The organism is Paenibacillus sp. FSL R5-0701 (assembly GCF_037973995.1).
Taxonomy (GTDB): Bacteria; Bacillota; Bacilli; order Paenibacillales; family Paenibacillaceae; genus Paenibacillus.
Genome location: NZ_CP150230.1, coordinates 5,128,595 through 5,147,695, shown reverse-complemented (window position 1 = coordinate 5,147,695; position 19,101 = coordinate 5,128,595). Strand labels below are relative to the sequence as shown.

General features: G+C 45.8%; 16 protein-coding genes. 9 read left to right on the top strand and 7 right to left on the bottom strand.

Annotation, left to right across the window (positions count from 1 at the left end):
- Nucleotides 1-131: 131 nt before the first annotated feature.
- The 3 genes from MKZ13_RS22750 (at nucleotide 132) to MKZ13_RS22740 (ending at nucleotide 3,040) form a co-directional block, all read left to right on the top strand.
- A complete protein-coding gene (locus MKZ13_RS22750) occupies nucleotides 132-1,091 on the top strand; it encodes an AraC family transcriptional regulator (RefSeq protein WP_339178406.1) in 960 nt (319 codons plus the stop codon).
- Nucleotides 1,092-1,202: 111 nt separating this feature from the next.
- A complete protein-coding gene (locus tag MKZ13_RS22745) occupies nucleotides 1,203-2,405 on the top strand; it encodes an MFS transporter (RefSeq protein WP_221824462.1) in 1,203 nt (400 codons plus the stop codon).
- A 191-nt stretch (nucleotides 2,406-2,596) separates the two neighbouring features.
- A complete protein-coding gene (locus tag MKZ13_RS22740) occupies nucleotides 2,597-3,040 on the top strand; it encodes an Hsp20/alpha crystallin family protein (RefSeq protein WP_221824460.1) in 444 nt (147 codons plus the stop codon).
- A 134-nt stretch (nucleotides 3,041-3,174) separates the two neighbouring features.
- On the opposite strand, the gene MKZ13_RS22735 is transcribed toward MKZ13_RS22740, so the two are convergent.
- Together MKZ13_RS22735 and MKZ13_RS22730 are read right to left on the bottom strand one after the other, a co-directional pair.
- Nucleotides 3,175-3,732 (bottom strand): DUF1697 domain-containing protein, encoded by a 558-nt coding sequence (locus tag MKZ13_RS22735; protein ID WP_221824458.1) that lies wholly within the window; start codon nucleotides 3,730-3,732, stop codon nucleotides 3,175-3,177.
- Nucleotides 3,733-3,766: 34 nt separating this feature from the next.
- The gene (locus tag MKZ13_RS22730; RefSeq protein ID WP_221824455.1) at nucleotides 3,767-4,417 is read right to left on the bottom strand and encodes a hypothetical protein; all 651 of its coding nucleotides are present in this window, start codon (nucleotides 4,415-4,417) and stop codon (nucleotides 3,767-3,769) included.
- Nucleotides 4,418-4,759: 342 nt separating this feature from the next.
- Between MKZ13_RS22730 and MKZ13_RS22725 the strand changes: the two genes are divergently transcribed.
- Nucleotides 4,760-6,343, top strand: a complete 1,584-nt coding sequence (locus MKZ13_RS22725; protein ID WP_313771515.1) for a nucleoside hydrolase-like domain-containing protein — start codon at nucleotides 4,760-4,762, stop codon at nucleotides 6,341-6,343.
- An 85-nt stretch (nucleotides 6,344-6,428) separates the two neighbouring features.
- Here MKZ13_RS22725 and MKZ13_RS22720 read toward each other — a convergent pair whose 3' ends face one another.
- The gene (locus tag MKZ13_RS22720; RefSeq protein ID WP_221824453.1) at nucleotides 6,429-6,992 is read right to left on the bottom strand and encodes a TetR/AcrR family transcriptional regulator; all 564 of its coding nucleotides are present in this window, start codon (nucleotides 6,990-6,992) and stop codon (nucleotides 6,429-6,431) included.
- Complete coding sequence (locus MKZ13_RS22715) at nucleotides 6,985-8,199, bottom strand: MFS transporter (RefSeq protein ID WP_221824451.1); 1,215 nt, start codon at nucleotides 8,197-8,199, stop codon at nucleotides 6,985-6,987. The genes MKZ13_RS22720 and MKZ13_RS22715 overlap by 8 nt, the downstream gene beginning before the upstream one ends.
- Before the next feature lie 218 nt (nucleotides 8,200-8,417).
- Here MKZ13_RS22715 and MKZ13_RS22710 point away from each other — a divergent pair, with 218 nt between their 5' ends.
- Nucleotides 8,418-9,224, top strand: a complete 807-nt coding sequence (locus tag MKZ13_RS22710; protein WP_339178399.1) for an alpha/beta hydrolase — start codon at nucleotides 8,418-8,420, stop codon at nucleotides 9,222-9,224.
- A gap of 24 nt (nucleotides 9,225-9,248) precedes the next feature.
- Nucleotides 9,249-10,232, top strand: coding sequence for a sensor domain-containing diguanylate cyclase (locus MKZ13_RS22705; RefSeq protein ID WP_221824447.1), 984 nt, complete (start codon nucleotides 9,249-9,251; stop codon nucleotides 10,230-10,232).
- 130 nt (nucleotides 10,233-10,362) lie between these two features.
- On the opposite strand, the gene MKZ13_RS22700 is transcribed toward MKZ13_RS22705, so the two are convergent.
- Nucleotides 10,363-11,850 (bottom strand): DUF5123 domain-containing protein, encoded by a 1,488-nt coding sequence (locus MKZ13_RS22700; RefSeq protein ID WP_339178396.1) that lies wholly within the window; start codon nucleotides 11,848-11,850, stop codon nucleotides 10,363-10,365.
- 102 nt (nucleotides 11,851-11,952) lie between these two features.
- Between MKZ13_RS22700 and MKZ13_RS22695 the strand changes: the two genes are divergently transcribed.
- Nucleotides 11,953-12,609: a DUF2625 domain-containing protein gene (locus tag MKZ13_RS22695; protein ID WP_307416601.1), complete on the top strand. Its 657-nt coding sequence runs from the start codon at nucleotides 11,953-11,955 to the stop codon at nucleotides 12,607-12,609.
- A gap of 153 nt (nucleotides 12,610-12,762) precedes the next feature.
- On the opposite strand, the gene MKZ13_RS22690 is transcribed toward MKZ13_RS22695, so the two are convergent.
- Entirely contained in the window at nucleotides 12,763-14,103 is a 1,341-nt protein-coding gene (locus tag MKZ13_RS22690; protein WP_221824443.1) for an MFS transporter, read from the bottom strand.
- A gap of 286 nt (nucleotides 14,104-14,389) precedes the next feature.
- Here MKZ13_RS22690 and MKZ13_RS22685 point away from each other — a divergent pair, with 286 nt between their 5' ends.
- Entirely contained in the window at nucleotides 14,390-14,773 is a 384-nt protein-coding gene (locus tag MKZ13_RS22685) for a VOC family protein (protein ID WP_221824442.1), read from the top strand.
- Between the two features lie 63 nt (nucleotides 14,774-14,836).
- Here MKZ13_RS22685 and MKZ13_RS22680 read toward each other — a convergent pair whose 3' ends face one another.
- Complete coding sequence (locus MKZ13_RS22680) at nucleotides 14,837-17,488, bottom strand: cation-translocating P-type ATPase (protein ID WP_221824440.1); 2,652 nt, start codon at nucleotides 17,486-17,488, stop codon at nucleotides 14,837-14,839.
- 310 nt (nucleotides 17,489-17,798) lie between these two features.
- Here MKZ13_RS22680 and hcp point away from each other — a divergent pair, with 310 nt between their 5' ends.
- Nucleotides 17,799-19,091: a hydroxylamine reductase gene (gene hcp, locus MKZ13_RS22675; RefSeq protein ID WP_221824438.1), complete on the top strand. Its 1,293-nt coding sequence runs from the start codon at nucleotides 17,799-17,801 to the stop codon at nucleotides 19,089-19,091.
- Nucleotides 19,092-19,101 lie beyond the last annotated feature (10 nt).

Below are 19,101 nucleotides of genomic sequence, written 5' to 3'. Positions count from 1 at the left end.
GAACCTTCATAATTTATAGGACTGGTCGAACGGGAGAAAATACGCTAGAATTATAATTGAGAATCATTATCAATTAATTCGGGCTTTCTTTACTGACAAGTCTGATCAAGATATAGGCGAGGTGAATACCCATGCGCACAGATGATGCATTAGGCGTAGTATATCAGCATTACCTGACCCAGGAACCTTACAGTCAGCAAGATGAACATACGTATCTGCTCTCTCCCAAGGCGGGCAGTGGTAATATTAAAAGAGTAACGACATACAGTGGCATTGAGATTTTATATTCCCAGGTTGAATATCATCAGCCGTATCCAACGTATTTTGCGTCCGAGACACCCATTGTGGAATTGCAATTTGCCTTGTCAGGAGAGCGAAATGTGGATATATCCGGTCAGGATTATTCATTATCGATAGGGCAAGGGGCCCTTATTTTTATGCATGATTTCAAAGCGTGGTTTCATCCTCCGGCAAGGGAGCTGTATACGTCCTTTTCGCTGGGGATTCCGGTTTCTCTGTTCAATTATGCTGCGGCGCAACTGGGCAGTTTCAAGTCGATTGCGTTTAATCAGGTGTTAGGGCGAAAAGTGTTTAAGCCAATTGTATTTCAATTGGATAATCGGATACGAACGATGATCGACAGTTTGATTGTGGAATTAAACAACAGTTATCGATCATCCTTAATGATGGAAGCGACAGCCTTGGAGATCTTGAATCGATTTATGATCCAATTGTTTGATCTGGCGCCAATCCCCGCGGGATTCTCCAGAGAGGACATCCGGAAGTTACATACGGCACGGGAGATTATGGAGGCTTGTATGGTAGATCCTCCATCTTTGCTAGCATTGTCCAGACAGGTGGGTCTTAACGATTTTAAATTAAAAAAAGGATTCAAGGCACTTTTCGGAAGCACGGTGTTCGAATATTTGCGTCAGGTTCGTCTCGACAACGCCATGAAGTTGTTGCGCAATCAGGATAACAACGTCACCGAGGCCGCGATTGCGGTCGGTTATAGTAATGTCAGTGCCTTTTCGCAGCAATTTTATCGCAAATTCGGCGTGAAGCCCTCTGAAATGAAAAAGATTTATTAATAAATCCGTCTTGCCGTGAATTTTTCCGTATAGAGGCAGTGGGGATTCTCTCAGCCTTGTATACTCCAGGTACAGTGGATACTGTACTGAAATATAGAGGAGTGTATAAGCATGAACAGAATCAGAGGAAGTATTTTTTTTAGCGTATTCGCAGCCATGTTGGGTCTGATGCTGATTGCACCCATTATGCCACCGCTTATTCGGGAGTTAGGCATGAAAGAAAGCCATTCCGGTCTTATTATTTCGCTGGGGTCCATTATGATGGCTGTTATGGCTCCGGTATGGGGCAGATTCAGTGATCTGAAGGGCAGAAAACCCGTCATATTGATTGGATTCATAGGTATGGCTGTTAGCTGTGCGTTATTTGCTATGGCATTGTATGGAGGATTGAATGCATGGATCGGAGGAGGCGTATTGCTTACCCTTCTGATTGTGACGCGCAGTCTGATCGGCATGTTTATTCCGGCCGTTCTCTCTTCTGCCCAGGCCTATATGGGTGATGTGACAGAAGGGAAGGAGCGGGCAAGCGGGATGGCCATGATCAGCGCTGCGAATGGACTTGGCCTTGTATTTGGACCCGCCATTGCAGGAGCATTTACTATCATCGGTCTGCTGTGGCCTCTTTATTTTGGCATTTTTATAGCGATCGCTGCATTTATTATCGCTTTGTTATTAATTCCAGCAGCCAAACCGGTCATTCAGGCAAAGCCGCCTAAAGTCAACCCGTTTCAACGTGGATTACGAATGTATCTTGCTGCGGGTTTGGTTACGATGATTGGCATCATGACATTGCAAGTTGTCGGGGGATTTTATTTTCAGGATCAACTGGCTCTATCACCAGCCGCGACGGCCCAAATGGTTTCGTTTGGACTCATGTTCTCTGGAGCAGCCATGTTGATCATGCAGGTCATTCAGATGAAATGGTTGAAATGGCAGCCACGTCCAATGATTATGCTCGGGTCCCTTTTCTTGATCGCAAGTATGATCCTGTTTCTGGTCTTCAATGTGTTACCCATGTATTATTTCTCATTCTTCCTGTTCGGCATGGGTTCGGGTCTGATGATGCCGGGGTTCATGGCAGGTGCTTCGCTCGCGGTCAGCAAAGAACAGCAGGGAGGTGCGGCAGGGTTGGTAGCAGCGATTCAAGGGATATCTGCCGTCATTACTCCGTTACTTACAACGACACTCTACCAGGTGGATAGACATATTCCATTTATGTTCGTAGCTGTTCTGGTCGTCTTGCTGGCAATCATGATGCTGGGAATGCGGAAAAATGAATCCAATACTGTAGCGGACGCCATTCATTCGGTATAGTCAGAAAAAGTCAGAAGGTCAAAAAAGGTCAAAACGAAAGAAAAAAGGATCTATTTTAAAATAGTGAACTAAGGTGTAAGATAATCGTTTTATTTCGACTTTTACGGACTTTGAGCCTGATTTGCGCTGGTATTATAATAATCCATGTAAGCAACAACAATACACCAACCACACAAAAGGAGCTGATTTTCATGTTTGATCTGATTCCGTTTCGTAAACGAAATGAAGACCCATTCGGACACATGTTGAAATCCTTCAATGACATGGTTGAGACCTCATTCCTCTCCCCTTTTGGAACTGGCTCCCAGCCATTTCGGACCGACATTCGTGAAGAAGTAGACAAATATTCGGTTGAAGCCGAGCTGCCGGGCATCGCCAAAGAGGATATAGACATTCAGGTTCAAGGTAATGAATTGATTATTCGTGCCAAACGCAATGATGTGGTGGAGCAGAAGGATGACTCCAATCGCATCATTCGGCAGGAACGCCGATCCGGTGAATTTATCCGACGTTTCTATGTTGATCATATTGATGAGGAGCACATTAAGGCCAAATTGGAAGAAGGTGTGCTGAAGCTCGAGATTCCGAAACGTCCTGGTGATGATCAATCTCGCAGACGCATTCAGATTGACTAATACACAGTGGAAAAAAATAGTTTCCTAACATGGTGAAAAGCATGCAGGAGACATCCATAAGGATGTTTTCTGCATGCTTTTTTTCATATGAATTGGACGATACACAACTGACTATCCATTGTGCTGGTTCCGAGTTATTTCTCTGCTGCTGCTTGCATCAGGGCATATATCTTACGTGTGGTATTCACGTTTCTTACGGTCATATAAGCATAGACTTTGGACCCCACAAGCTTGTTCATGCCACTTTTGGATGCATCTTCTCTGCTGACTGAATACAAAATGGCTCCGGGAACATAGATCAGTGTGCCGATTTCCGGTTTGATGGGCAGCTGGTCCAGCACGGTGGGCTCATTGATCTCGTCCCAGAGGAACATCACATCACTTTTGGCGGTGTCATCATTAACCCATTCTTCTGGCAGTGCCTGAATAACGCATTGAACTTCATCCATATTCCGCACCATTACCTTGATCTGTAAGCCAAAATCAGCGGCGATGGCCTGTTCTAACAAAAGGGATATCTCCCTATTTGCATCGGCACGTTCCTGATGATCGGCAAAAATAATATTGCCAGAGTTGATATAGGTAACGACGTCCAGCATGCCTGCTTGTTCAAACGTTTCTTTCAGCTGCTTCATATTGATTTTATTGTTCCCGCCTACATTAATGCCCCGCAACAAGGCTACATAGTTCATAGGGATGCCCCTCCAATTCCTTCAATTCACTGTTTTAACAAAAGGACAGATACTCGAACAGATGTGCAGTATACTCTTCTCCCAATAGATCCTGCAATAAAGGTTCAACTTGCTCCAGATACTCGGGCTTGGTTTCATAGGTTTCCTCATCTTTTACTTCTCCGGCATAGGTGCGCGCCGCTTCAATCAGGATGGCTAGTGCACTGAAAAAGTCTGACAGCGAATCAGCAACACGGTTTGGTTCTCCCCCTGTAAAAGCCGCATATACAGGAGAGTTCGGCGATTCAGTATCTACAATTAACGGATCATCGTTAAAGTTTGCGATGACGACGTGATTTTTTGGCCAAGTGGAGGACTCCTCATAAGGTTCATTCATGCCAATCCAGCGGAACCCCAGTTGCTGACGAAGCAGATGTTCAGGTGCCACAAAGGAAATAGTTGCGGCATCACCGATCTCGACGGCGGCATTTTTCATTTTGAGTGTACCTTCCGCATCCGCATCCATCATTTCATAATGACTGTACAGATACTGAAGTTCTGGAGAAAGAGGTATTCGTGTATCCACTTCCGGCTGGTGATGTTGTTCGCGTGGACGCAGATCATGATTTTGGAAAAGTCCATAAGATTCATTATATAAATCCTGCTGTTCCACCAAACGGCTCAAGGCCGCATCCAGTTGTTGCATGATGTCTGAGTCCTCCTAATAACATTGATATAATAACAGGCCGATTCGTTTGATTCTTGGCTATAAGCATTATACTATATCAAAGATAAATTCAAAAAAACATTTGAATACGTTTACATTCATGAGTGGACATGATATACTTTCACTCAATTAAGGATTGTTACTGCTTCGGGCAGGCAAAACCTGAACATCACTATTCGTGGACTTTGTTCCATTCATATTGTTGTTCGGGTTTTTTTGCATTGATCCCAACCCAACTAACGTCACGCTGTACAGAAGAAAGGGGAGCATTATAACAAGAGAAAATGGTTTAATATTTTTGCCGCAGGTTGTCTCAGTGTAATCCTGGTGATTAGTGGATGCGCATCCAAAGCGCCAGAAACCGCAAGTGACACACCGAATCAGCCGACAGAACAGACAGAGAATGAAACCCAGGAACCTGCAAACAACCAAACTGCCAAAGGCAGAACAGTGATTACAACCGACGGTGAAGTGGATGATATGAACTCGGTCATTCGTTTTCTCTTGTATTCGAATGAGATGGACCTCGCCGGAATTGTACTAACCAGTTCGGTGTATCATTATGCTGGAGACGAGGAAGCGGGGATCAAACCGTTCCGGTGGACAGGCACACAGTGGGTATACGACATGATCGATGCCTATGGCGAGATATATCCCAACTTGTCCAAACATGCGGAGGGCTATCCGGAGCCAGAACAGCTTCGAGCGATGACCAAGATCGGTAATATTTCCGATAAAGGGGAGATGGAGAAGGAAACCGAAGGTTCCGAGTTCCTCGAAACTCTTTTCCTCGACGATGACTCCCGTGATCTGATTGTTCAGACCTGGGGTGGCACCAATACCACAGCCCGAGCGCTGAAATCGATTGAGGAACAGTACAAGGACACGGCTGAGTGGGAAACGATTCGCAAAAAAGTCAGTGATAAACTGGTCCTGTATATCATTCTGGATCAGGATGACAGCTACAACGAATACATTGCGAAGAATTGGCCGGATATCCGCATTCTTAATGACCAATCGAACTTCTGGCATTTTGCCTATGCATGGAAGATGCATGCCGAAGAAGTGAACAGCAAACTTCATGGTGACTGGATGATCAAGAATATTTTGAATGGACATGGCAAGCTGATGGATATGTATGCATCGATGGGTGACGGCAAAATGATCGAAGGCGAACTGGCCGAAGAACAGCGGGGAAGTGCTGAATATCTCAAGAACAATCCACAATATGACAAGTACGATTTTATATCCGAGGGTGATTCTCCTTCCTTCTTTTATCTGATCGATAATGGGCTGCGCAGTATGGAAGACCCTTCCTACGGCGGTTGGGGTGGACGCTTTGGCGTCGTGAACGACAAGCTGTTTAGAAACAATGTGCTTGATTACGATCCCTATACGAAACGGTATGAAGCCGAGTACTCTTTGATGAGATGGTTTGACGATATCCAGGATGATTTTGCAGCACGTGCAGATTGGGCAGTTGCAGACACTTACGAAGGTGCCAACCATAATCCGTCATTAACGATTAAAGAAGGGTTGGATCTGAGTGTTAGTCCTGGGGAGGAAGTTACTCTTCACGCGGAAGGCACAGACCCGGATGGAGATCAACTGACGTATACGTGGTGGAGATATTTCGAAGCGGACACATATGAGGATTCCAAAGTAACACCGAACAAAGTTCAGCCTGAAATGGCGGGTGATCTGCAGCTTGGATTACATCGTGAACTTGCCAAGGATGAGCAGGTGGATACGATAAAATTGCAGGGCAGTGACACCGAAGCGGTGACATTTACCGTTCCTGACGATGCCAAATCGGGTGATACCCTTCATATCGTTGCCGAAGTACAAGATGATGGAGAGCATCAGTTGAAGCATTATCAACGTGTGATCCTAACCGTAAAATAAAGAAATAGAGGGGTTGTCCCAAAAGTCATCAACATGGCTGGTGGGACGCCCCTTTTATTTGTGTAATCTCATCGTAATCGATTCATTAACGTTGGATGCCTGACCAGAAGACATTCCAGGTGATCGCCAAAGCTAGTTCATAGGATTGCCGTGTCTCATACACGAGCTGTACATCCAATCCATCCATCACGGTGACAAAGGCTACGGTGGCTTCTTCCGGACTCAGGCGTATATCGGAATGTCTGGTAAATACGGCTGCCAGCTCTTCCTTCAGTGTCCCGAGGTACGTTCGATACTGGGCCAGTACAAAATCATGCACCTCCAGTGGTGTGATAAAGGACAGGATATACATAAAAGCGACGTTTGGATGAGTTAGAAAGCGATTTTTGTGTTCATGCAAAAAGGCATATAACTGCTGATCCAGAGTTTGGGTAACAGACTTACTGAAAAATTGGCGTACAAACTGTTGTTCCTCCTGCACAACTTCCTCATATAACTCCAGCAATAACTCTTTTTTGGATGAATAATGATAAGCCAGAGATTGCTTGCGGATGCCTGCCTCTTCGGCAATCTGCGCCATCTTGGTCCCCTCGTAACCCAGACGATTAAAATGTTGAATGGCAATTTCCTTGATTCGTTTTTTACTCAATGTCTACCTCCAGTTGGCGAGCTGTATACCTCTGCTGTTTTTGGGAGTATACCAAATATAACAAGATATATACCACAAAAATGCCTATAGAGATAGCATACACCACCGTATAGGAAAATGCAGAAGCCACCACGCCCAGAATCAACGAACCACCACCAATTCCGAGGTCAAAGAAGTTAAAGAAGGAAGCCATCGCACTTTCGTGCTCATGTTCTTCTACAAGATTCACACACCAGGTCTGAATCGCCGGGAATATGGCACCAAAACCAAAGCCGTATAACGCACCGGCGATCAGGAATTGCACATCACTCTGGGCGATAATCAGAACCAGTAGCCCCGCGATTGCAAACACGGCAGAAGGTAACAACACGGAACCTGGTCCCCATCGATCAAACATTTTCCCCGAGAACAGTCGAACGGCGAAGCTGGCAATGGCGACGATGAAGAAAAACCAGGCTATATTCTCAAACCCTCTTTCCGCAGCGAATAAAGCCACAAAAGACATGATCGAACCGGCTGCAATACCAACGAGCATAATGAGAAGGGAAGGGAAGAGTACCTTCTTTTCAATCAGTTTCACCGAAGGGACATGAGTTTGCAGGGACTCGCTACTACCTCCTGTTTTCGGCTTTCTGGATACAAACACTGTCATCAGGAGAGCTAACAGCAAAATGCACATACCTCCCATAAACAGGCTCTGGTAGTCGTACCTAAACAACAAGCTTGTTCCAATCAATGGACCGATGGATATAGCGACCGTCTCCCCTACGCCGAAATACCCCATACCTTCTCCCCGGCGATCTCTTGGTATGTTTTCAGTGGCAATCGTTGCAAAATATGTCGTTGCCAAACCAAATCCGAATCCGTGGATTACTCGAAATACAAGAATCATCCAAATACCTGACGATAGGTAGTATGCGCCTGTCATTAATGCACAGATAGTGATACCGATAATTAACAGAACCTTTTTATCTATTCGAGCTGCCAAAACCGAAGTGAAGGGTCGAATCAAGATGGCGGAAAACATAAATACGCCGGTAACAAGCCCGATTTGGGAGGCTTCGCCACCAAGACTTGAGACAAACAAAGGCAAGGTGGGAAGCAACATCTCAAAGGCCATAAACAATAATGCGTTGGCTAACATGATAAATAGGAATGATCTACCCCAGAGTTGCTGAGGAGTTGGGCTGTGTGTTGAAGTAATCATGGTTTTCCTCCGTAATGTTGATCTCTGTCGCGCGACATGTTGAACCGATTTTACCTGACGATCGTCAGATTGTAAAGTGCGTATTCAGAGCAGGGTTCATGATTTTTTGGTAGGTGAGAGAAGTTATTAATAATTTTTAAACCATATCCCAACATTTTCCGATATAATAATCAGATCAAATGATTCGAGAGAGTACTACCTCAGAGAGGTGATATGAAATGACGATTGATGTGCTTGTTAGAAATAATGTTAAAGTGCTTGGCTCGGGTAGCCAAACGATTGTATTTGCGCATGGATTTGGATGTGATCAGGACATGTGGCGTTACATCGTCCCTGCTTTTAGCGAAAACTATCGTGTAATTTTGTTTGATTATGTTGGATCTGGCGAATCTCAAATCAACTATTATGATGCTGTTAAATATAACAACCTTGAAGGGTACGCCCAGGATGTGCTGGAAATTATGGAAGCACTTGAATTAAGAGATAGCATATTTGTCGGTCATTCTGTCAGCAGTATGATCGGCATGCTGGCATCCATTCAGAACCCCAAATATTTCCAACAGATTGTCATGTTGGGGCCTTCCCCACGTTATGTGAATGATCTTCCAAGTTATTATGGAGGTTTTGATCGGAATGATATCGATGAATTGCTTGAGATGATGCAGATTAATTTTATAGGCTGGGCAAGTTATCTGGCACCGATTGTGATGAACAATCCGGAACGGAAAGATCTGGCGGAAGAGTTGGAGAAAAGCTTCTGTTCCAGAGATCCGCATATTGCGAGACAATTTGCCGAAGTGACGTTTTTATCTGACTGTCGTATTGATCTGGATCAGGCAACTGTACCAACGTTGATTCTTCAGTGTTCCGAGGACAGTATTGCCCCGGTTGAAGTAGGGGATTATTTACACGCTCATCTGAAGAATAGCAGGTTGCAACAGATGACGGCCAAGGGACATTATCCACATCTAAGTCAACCGGAAGAAACGATCCGAATGATTAAGGATTATTTGACGAGCGCATAAAATTCGGAAGAAAGGCTGTTATTGATGGATACCCAACTAGATTCAGCGCCCTGTGGATACTTCTCTATCTCTGATTCGGGCGTCGTACAGTCGATGAATCAAACTTTGCTTACGATGCTTGGATATGAACGCGATGAGCTCATAGGGCAACATATTGAATCCACCATGTCGGTGAGCAACAAGGTGTTTTTCCATACGTATTTCTATCCCTACATCCAGTTATATGGACATGTGGACGAGATGTACTTTAGTTTCCGTACCCGTGATCAGCAGGCTGTTCCTGTTCTGCTTAACGGTGTTCGCCAGACCCGTAACGGGGGAAACGTGGTAGATTGTGTCGTTGTAGTCATGCGTAAGCGAATCGAACATGAGAAGGATATTTTGCATACCAAGACGAAGCTACAGGAGCTATATCAAGCGACGCAAGAAGCGAACAAGGAGCTTGAACGACTGCATGAGGAATATAAAATTAAAGAGCAGGCGTTAATCAAAGTGAATGATCAGTTGGAGACACTGGCCTCCACCGATTTGTTGACAGGATTGAAGAACCGCAGGTTTTTCCAGGAGAAAATGGCTGAGAAACTATTGCTATTCCAGGAGAAGCAACGTCATTTCTCTCTTCTGGTTGTGGACATTGATCATTTCAAAAGTATTAATGATACGTACGGACATCCGATCGGAGATCTGGTGCTCGGTAATCTCGCGGGTCTGCTGCAATCGGTATCACGAGGTACGGATGTGGTGGCACGATACGGCGGAGAGGAATTTGTCATCATTCTTTCGGATTGTGAAGAGGAGCAAGCGAGTGGCATCGGAGAGGAATATCGTTCACAGGTTGCTTCAGCCGATTGGGGCGAATATAACATTACTGTGAGTATTGGTGCGGCCACTGTAGTCGAGGAAGATACGGAACAGACCTTGTTCCAAAGAGCGGACAACGCCCTGTATGCCTCCAAAACCGGAGGACGAAACCGGGTGACACATGCAGCTCAGATGGTAAGAAGTTAAGAATTGGTTTAAGTCAAAAGAAAGCAAAAAGGAGCCTGTGCATGATGAGGGAGATGATCCCGCATGCACAAGCTCCTTTTATTTGTGTGAAACAGATTGACTAAGTTGAGATGGCAGACTTAGGGTTAATTTACCGTGGTGCAAGATAACCATACGCCTTCGCCGGAGAGTTCGCCTGAGGACGAAAATCTTCGCTCGGTTCATCCATAAATGCCGGGTTCACATATATGGAGTGGGCATCATTGCCAGATCCCTTGATGTAGGCAGCGATGCCGGAGTAGGCTTTATTTTTCCAAACCCACAGGGCATCTTCCTGCTCACCTGGTGAGTAATAGACATTATGGTCAAACACATTGCCGGTATTGCTAGTATATTCGTTGTATATCAGTACTTCCGAGCTGCCCGATACGAGAATGTTACGCATGAACGTATTGTTCTTTGTCCGTGACTGCATGAATAACTGTCCATTGCCTGCATTCAGGGTATCATTCCCCACAATTGTATTGTACATAATCTTGCTATCCTCGGTAGCTCCTCGTTCCTCGTCATAACCTCCCATGGCAATGCCCGTCAATCTGTTGGAATAAATCAGGTTATCACGCACGGTAATATTGCTGGTTGAACGTCCGGCATGCTCTGAGGCAATCTCAATTCCGATATCGCTCCGATATACCCGGTTCTGGTCGATGATATGATCTTTCCCGCCATCTACATAGATGCCACCGGCCGAGTTGGTATCATTGGGCAGGTCTTTACCGTAGGAGGGGTTGTTATTGGACGTAATATCGTATACTTCGTTGCCTCGTACAATGCCGTTCCGGGCCTGATCGTATGTATCATCCTCGGATGTACCCTCGTACCCGATCAGATCAATACCAATATTATCGGAATCATGGATGATATTGTCCTGTATGGCAAAGGTATCAACATTACCGTTGACTGCGAGTGACTCGCTTGAACCAAGTGTAAGATCATACAATTCATTATCCTTGATGATGATATCGCGTAAAGCTTGAGGGTGCTCTGTGCCATAAATGGCAATACCGTGGGCATCCCTGCCCCGCAAATCGGGACCTTCAGGAGTTGCATAACTAGCAATCGCGTGTATGGTGTTGCCTAACAGCTGAATATGCTCACCTGCTCCGTGGACATAGATCCCGGTTGGAACTTGGCCCCCAAGTGTGGTTGTAAAATTACGAATTTCGAGATTTTGAATCGTGATATAACTGGCATTTTCAATTTCAATTAACCCTTCAATGCCCCGGACAGATAAACCCTTACCATCAATGATAACCTGCTCCTGAGGATAACTTGAAAATAGGGTTGGATTAGCGGAAGAATTACCGCTCTTGGTGATTTTGACTTTCTGATGATAGACACCTTCACGCAAATAAATCGTGCTTCCTGGCGAAGCATGGTCGGCTGCGTGCTGCAACGTTTTCCACGGAGATTGAATGGTTCCTTTATTCGAGTCGTTTCCTTGGGGTGATATGTAATGGATGACCTGGGGATCAGACTTTTGAACAGAAACGGGTTCCTTCATGGCAGATGTATGATTCTGACAACCGGATACGAGCACCATCAGAATCGGAATCATAAGTATAACTACGCGAATCAAATCGTTTCCCCCTTGAATTTAGCTTTGAAGATAGATTATAGCAGATTTGAACGGGTTAATAACCCATGATATGCTCTTATAAAATCAGCGAGGAGACTGCTCATGAATACATTAACGATAGCTGAATTAGTAGATCGGGAGAATCACGCATGGGAAGAACTCAAGGAACTCCTGGCTAGTGGGCAAAATACATATGTGTATGTTCCAGCAAAACAAGAGGCTGGAGAGGATACCCTCTATCGTCTGCAAATAAGCACCAAATCCTATTTGGGGGCTGTTGCTTATGAGACAGAAGGTATTGTACTGGACCATGGCTGGATCACGCTGCTTGGTGCGGGTGGTGACAGTACATCTGGGAGTCTCACCAGTTGGAATGGTGTAAGTGAGCAACCTTGGGTAGATGTGCTGGAAGGTATGATGGTCGTTGCATATGATGCGGCAGGCGGTTTCTTCGGACTGGATACAGGCAAGTATGGCCGCACGGGACACATATATTATTTTGCACCGGATACACTCGAATGGGAATCGACAGAACTGGCATATTCAGGTTTCATCAACTGGCTGGCGAATGGCGATCTGGAGCAGTTCTATCAGACCTTTCGCTGGAAAGGCTGGCAAGAGGATATGTCTCAGCTCCAGACAGGACAAGTATTCGCGTATTACCCACCACTTTGGACGCAGGAAGGTGGCGGCGAGAGCAGCAGTAAAGCCCCAATAAGCATAATGGAGGCCTGGAAGTTCGCACTGGACGGTAAATAGTGGAATGCTGCTGTGGGGTGAAATCAGGAAATTAACCGGTAAGTTCAAGTTCATTAAGTGATCCACTTTTAAAAAAACGGCATTTCTGTTCCAAACTAAAAAAGGCTCGCGCTTGGCGCAAGCCTTTTTGTTCTGAACTTTAAACCTCAATTATCAATTGTCCAATGTAACAGGTTTAATGCTTGAGCGTGAAGCTCTGCTATGCCAGACGGTTAGCCCGAGTGAAACAACGCAGATGAACAACAGACAAGCATACACCACATGATAAGCTTCCTCCACTGAGACTCCCGGAATGCTGTGCAGCAGCAGTCCACACACGGCTACAGACACCGAACCACCGAAGAATTGAATCAGTTGTAACATGCCCATACCGGAACCTATCTGGGCTTTGGGCAGCACTCGTGACGCTTCATTATTCAGGGAAGCCATGGAGGCTGACAGTGCCGGTGAGAAAAAGAGATAACCACTGGTAATGATCAAGGCGGATTGATCCAGTCCGAGCATGAATAAGGCAAGTACCGCTGCGAGCAGGGTGTGTCCGATGATCATAAATCGCATATTGCCATAACGGTCGATCCAGCGTCCAACGAAACGGGTGCAGAATGCTGCAACAATAGCTCCAGGAGCAATCAGCAAACCAATGGCGAGCGAAGAGCGCCCATATAGATCAGCAAGCACAAGCGGCATCAAAAACAGATTGCCCAGATTCACCACCAGCACGCAGAATCCGATAAGGATTAACCGGGTGTATCCCGGCGTTTGGAACACTTGTGGATTCACAAACGGAAGACTCGCTTTCCGAATATACAAGAGGTGTGCAACAAGTGAGATAACGCCGATGGCAAACCAGAACCAGGACTGCTGGGTGATTGCGACGAGAAGTGTAGTTGCGTTAATGACGGTTAATATGGCACCAATAACATCGAACGGCTGATCTGTTTTGACGGACTCACGGGGGAGAAAATAGAGCAATATAGGCAGGGCGAGCAGGACAAGCACGGTTATGGCAAAAAGTCCGTTCCAGCCCCAGTACTCGCTAATGAGTCCCCCGACAATGGGGCCAAGTCCAAAAGCCATAGCGCTACCTGATGAAATCAGCGCGATGGCAGCTCCGCGTCGTTCCACCGGGATGTAACGACTTGCAATGACGAGACCCAGCCCGGCCATAACTCCTGCACCCGCAGATTGCAGAATGCGTGTCAGTAACAGGATCGCGAAGTTATGCGCGAACAATCCGAGCAATGAAGATAACCCCAGGATCAGAAGCCCGACCGTTAACAGTTTGCGTACCGGGATACGGTCTGACAATCGACTGTAGATCACCGTCGACAGGGCGTAACCAATCGAATAACTTGAGATGACCCAAGACCCCAGGTCTGAGGTGATTTGAAGATCATGAATAATGACTGGCAAAGAAACATTGAACATGGTGGTATTCATCACAACGATGAACAAGCAGCACGTCCAGAGTGGCATGACAATTTTATCTTTCACGGTACCATTCCTGTCTTGGGTATGAATATGAATTCGGATAGAATCTTTAATAGATATTTGATGAAAACCAATATATCATTTTACACCCCATTTCATCATATGGCAATAATGTCATAATAATTCATTCGGATGTGATGAGCATAGAAAGATATTAATAATAAACAATAGACGGATTTCCTGAATTTAACTAAAATGATCATTGAAGCATACATAAGCAGATGGATCAGCGGTTAGGTAACTAGATATATAAGTAATTAGCATGTTGAAAATGAAGGAGATTATACCCATGACTCATGCATTATTAATGTCCCACAGCGTATTTCCGACGCTTGATATGAATCGAACCGCGCAGTTTTATGAAGAAAAGATGAGCTTTCGAGTCGTCGAATATCTTGATGCCGCAGAACCTCATGTCTGCCTGTATCGTGATCTGACCGAGATTATTTTAACTCAAAGCAATGGACAGAAAGTTATACCCAACAGAGAATTATATGGCTATGGATATGATGCATATTTTATTACCCAGAACCAGGAAGAGCTTCAACAGGAATTGATCAACGCAGATGTGAAAATCGTACGAGTCCTCAATCATACAGACTATAATAACAAGGAGTTTGTGATCGAGGATATTGATGGACGCTGGATCGCTTTTGGCATTAAACAGGGATAATTAGATACATAAACAGGCGCTCCGATAACGGGCGCCTGTTTGTGCATGTTATATCTACAAATCTTATGCCGCAGTAACTTGTTTACCGCGATTGCGAATCCACTTGATGACATCCATCAGAATGACGGCAGCAAGAGCAAGTCCGCCTGCAATCAGGAACTCATTCCAACCGAATGTATCCGGGATAGCGAAGACACCGCGAACACCTGGAATCAGTGTGATTGCATAGAGACAGAGACATACCAGAATGGAGCCAAGCACGAATTTATTGGTCATGAAGCCCACCTGGAAGATGGTCTGTGTATTGGAACGTGCTGCAAAAGTTTGCAGACTGCGTGCCAGAATCAGGGTGGTGAAGGCCATAGCCACACTGATTTCCTCCGAGATGCCAAGTCCAATATATTGGGACACAATAACAGCTGCACCAATCAGGACACCACGTGTAATCACAGCCTGCAGGGTTCCACCTGCGAAGATACCCTCGTTAATGTCACGTGGTTTACGCCGCATCACATCTGGCTCGGGTTTCTCTGTACCCAAAGCAATGGCAGGCAGAGAGTCGTTCACCAGATTGATGAACAGCAGCTGAAGGGCCGTAAATGGATTAACCCAGCCGACGATCAGGGCAAACAAAATGGCGATAATGGCGCCGAGGTTACCGGCAAACAGGTATGCGATGGCTTTTTTGATATTATCAAATACCATCCGCCCAACACTGACCGCATTCACGATGGAGACAAAGTTATCATCCGTCAGAATCATGGCAGCCGCATCCTTGGCGACATCTGTTCCGCTACCCATCGCTACACCGATGTCGGCCTGTTTCAGCGCAGGTGCGTCATTAACTCCATCTCCGGTCATGGCTGCAACTTTGCCTTTACGCTGCCATGCACGCACAATCCGGATTTTATTCTCAGGTGATACCCTTGCGTAGACCGAGATGTGTTCGAGTTGTTTATCCAGCTCCTCGTCAGACATTTTGTCCAGTTCGGCTCCGGTAATGGCGAGATCATCCGGTTCGGCAAGGCCGATATCCACACCGATCGCCTGAGCCGTCGTTTTGTGATCTCCGGTGATCATGATGGTGCGAATGCCCGCTTTTTTGGACTCTTCAATAGAGCCATATACCGCTTCACGCGGTGGGTCAATCATCGCTGTCAGACCAACAAGTGTCAGATCATGCTCGTCATCAATGGTGACCTGGTTTTTATCATCGAATTTTTTGTACGCGTAGGCCAGCACACGGAAGGCTCGTTTGGAGAAGGCCTCATTTTTTTCTTCAAATTGTGTGCGAATCTCAGGTGTGAGGGGCTGAACCTCACCGTTGATAAACACATGACTACAGCGACTGAACAGCACATCCGGTCCACCTTTAGTCAGCAAAGCCGTCTGTCCCTCGAAGGTATGCACCGTACTCATGAGTTTTCGATCCGAGTCAAAAGGAAGCTCAGCTTCACGCGGGAACTGGTCACGGATTTCATTGTAATCCTTGTTCACCCGGTTGCTGAAGGCAATGAGGGCCACTTCGGTAGGATCACCCAGTTCCTTGCCTTCCTGATTAATATTCGAATCATTGCAGAGCACTGCAATATGTAACAGACGTCGTTCCTCTTCTGACCACTGATCGGGATCATCAGGGAATTCATCCTTGGTACCATGGGGAATGTAATAATCCACAACGGTCATCTTGTTCTGCGTTAGTGTACCTGTTTTATCGGTACAGATGATACTGGCAGAACCGAGAGCTTCCACGGCAGGCAGTCTGCGAATGATCGCATGTTGTTTGGCCATCTTATTTGTTCCGAGTGACAATACAATGGTCACAATGGAGGATAACGCCTCAGGAATGGCAGCAACCGCAACAGCTACGGCAAACATCAATGCATTTACGATGGAAGGCCCGATATTCTCCGTACCTTCGGTCAACCATACACGACCGGCTTCAATGCCAAAGATGAGAATCGACAAGCCCAGGATGAAAAAGCCCAGTTTTTTGCTGAATGATTCCAACTTGCGCTGTAATGGCGTGTTCTTGGCTTCGGCATTTTCAATCAATTCAGCAATTTTGCCGATTTCTGTTTTGAGAGCCGTTCCTGTAATGACAAGCATGCCCCGTCCATATACGACGAGTGAGCCACTAAAGGCCATATTGCGACGATCTCCGATTGGAGCTTCATCCGGGATGGTATCGGCGTGTTTCTCCGCAGCTTCGGATTCTCCGGTCAACATGCCTTCGTTGATTTTAAGACTACCTGATTCCAGGATACGGCCGTCTGCCGGGACATAATCACCTGCATCCAGCATAACAATATCACCGGGAACGAGTTCCCTCGCTGGAATGGTTTTTTTCTGCCCGTCACGAATGACCTTGGCTTCAGGTGCAGACATTTGTTTCAGCGCGTCGAGCGAGCTTTCGGCTTTTTTGGTCTGCACTACACTGATCACCGCGTTGAGCAAAATAACCAGGAAAATGATCAACGATTCAATCAGGTGTCCAAGAACAACCTGTACCGCGGCTGCAATCAGCAGCACGATGACCATCGGATCTTTGAAATTTTCGAGAAACAATTTCCAGACTGGTGTTGCATCTTTACCTTTTAACTCGTTATATCCTTCCGTTTCAATTCTCTTGGCAGCTTCGGAGGTCGTAAGTCCCTTGGAGGAACTCTGTACATCCTGAAGGGTTTCCTCCGCACTGTGTCTGTAATGTTGCAATTGACCAGCTCCTTGAATATTAGATTTCTCTGTGTATTACCCTTACGGGCAAAATCTAGAATCGTTTCATTTTCGTATTTTTTTAAGATTATGGATTTATACGTTTTTTAGCTGTACACAGTATTTTTCATAATGATCCGAGATATGCCTTTTTTCGAATGTTATTATTTCCAGTTTGGATGAAAGTCTGGAGAACCATATATAGATATTGGATCAGAAACTGTGTGCACCATCACACTTGCTCATATCAGGGTCTGTTACGCTATTCCATAACGAACTACGTTTAATCTAAGTTTGGAGGGGAAACCATATGTTTTGTTATCAGTGCGAACAGACGCCGAGTGGCGGGTGTACCGTGGTAGGGGTATGCGGCAAAAACGAAACAATCGCAAGTTTGCAGGATACGATGATTTTTGCGTTAAAAGGCATCGCTGCTTATGCAACACATGCACGCCAGTTGGGATATTCTGATCCTGAGGTGGATCGGATTACACATGAGGCATTATATATGACATTAACGAACTCGAATTTTAATGTACAGGAACATCTGGAGATGGCGATGAAAGTCGGCAATGCAGCAATCCGCATTATGGACGTGCTGGATCGTGCGCACACGGACCGCTTTGGTGTACCGCAACCGATTACGGTTAGCCAGAATCAGATCGAAGGACAGTGCATCGTGGTAACAGGGCATAATCTGTATGCATTGGAGGAGTTGCTTCGTCAAACTGAAGGGAAAGGAATCAACATCTATACGCACTCGGAAATGTTGCCTGCGCACGGTTATCCGGCGCTGAAGAAATACGCCCATCTCAAGGGCAATATCGGCAAAGCCTGGTATGATCAAAGAAGACTTTTCGAACAATTCCCGGGTGCTATTCTTGCAACAACCAACTGTGTCATGCCGATCAAAGGCACATATGCAGACCGCTTCTTCTCATACGAAGTGGCGGGTCTGGAGGGGGTTGCCAAGATTATGGATGATGACTTCTCAACGCTGATTGAACGTGCATTATCTCTGCCTGCGGCTAATGTACAGTCGGAGCAAGTCTTAACGACAGGATATCATCATGAGACCGTGATTGGGCTTGCGCCCGAGATTATTCAAGCGGTGAAAGACGGGCATATCCGTCGATTCTTCGTTATTGCTGGTTGTGATGCGCCAGGCAAAGGTGGCAACTACTATCGTGAACTCGCGACATCTTTACCGAATGATACTGTAATTCTGACGACATCTTGTGGCAAGTTCCGCTTCAACGATGTGGATTATGGTACGGTTGGAGACACGGGGATACCGCGTTATATCGATCTGGGTCAATGCAACAATTCCGGTTCTACGGTGAAAATTGCAATGGCTTTGGCGGATGCTTTTGGCTGTACTGTGAACGAGTTACCTGTCAGCATTGTGCTGTCCTGGTTTGAGCAAAAAGCAGTTGCGATCCTGCTCGGCCTGTTCAGCCTTGGCATTCAGGACATTCGGATTGGACCGAAACCGCCTGAGTTCATATCGGAAGGTGTCTTGGATGTACTCGTGGATATGTTTGGACTGAAGTTAATTACAACAGCAGAAGAAGATATGAACGCGATGTTGGCACTGTCATAGGATGAGGATG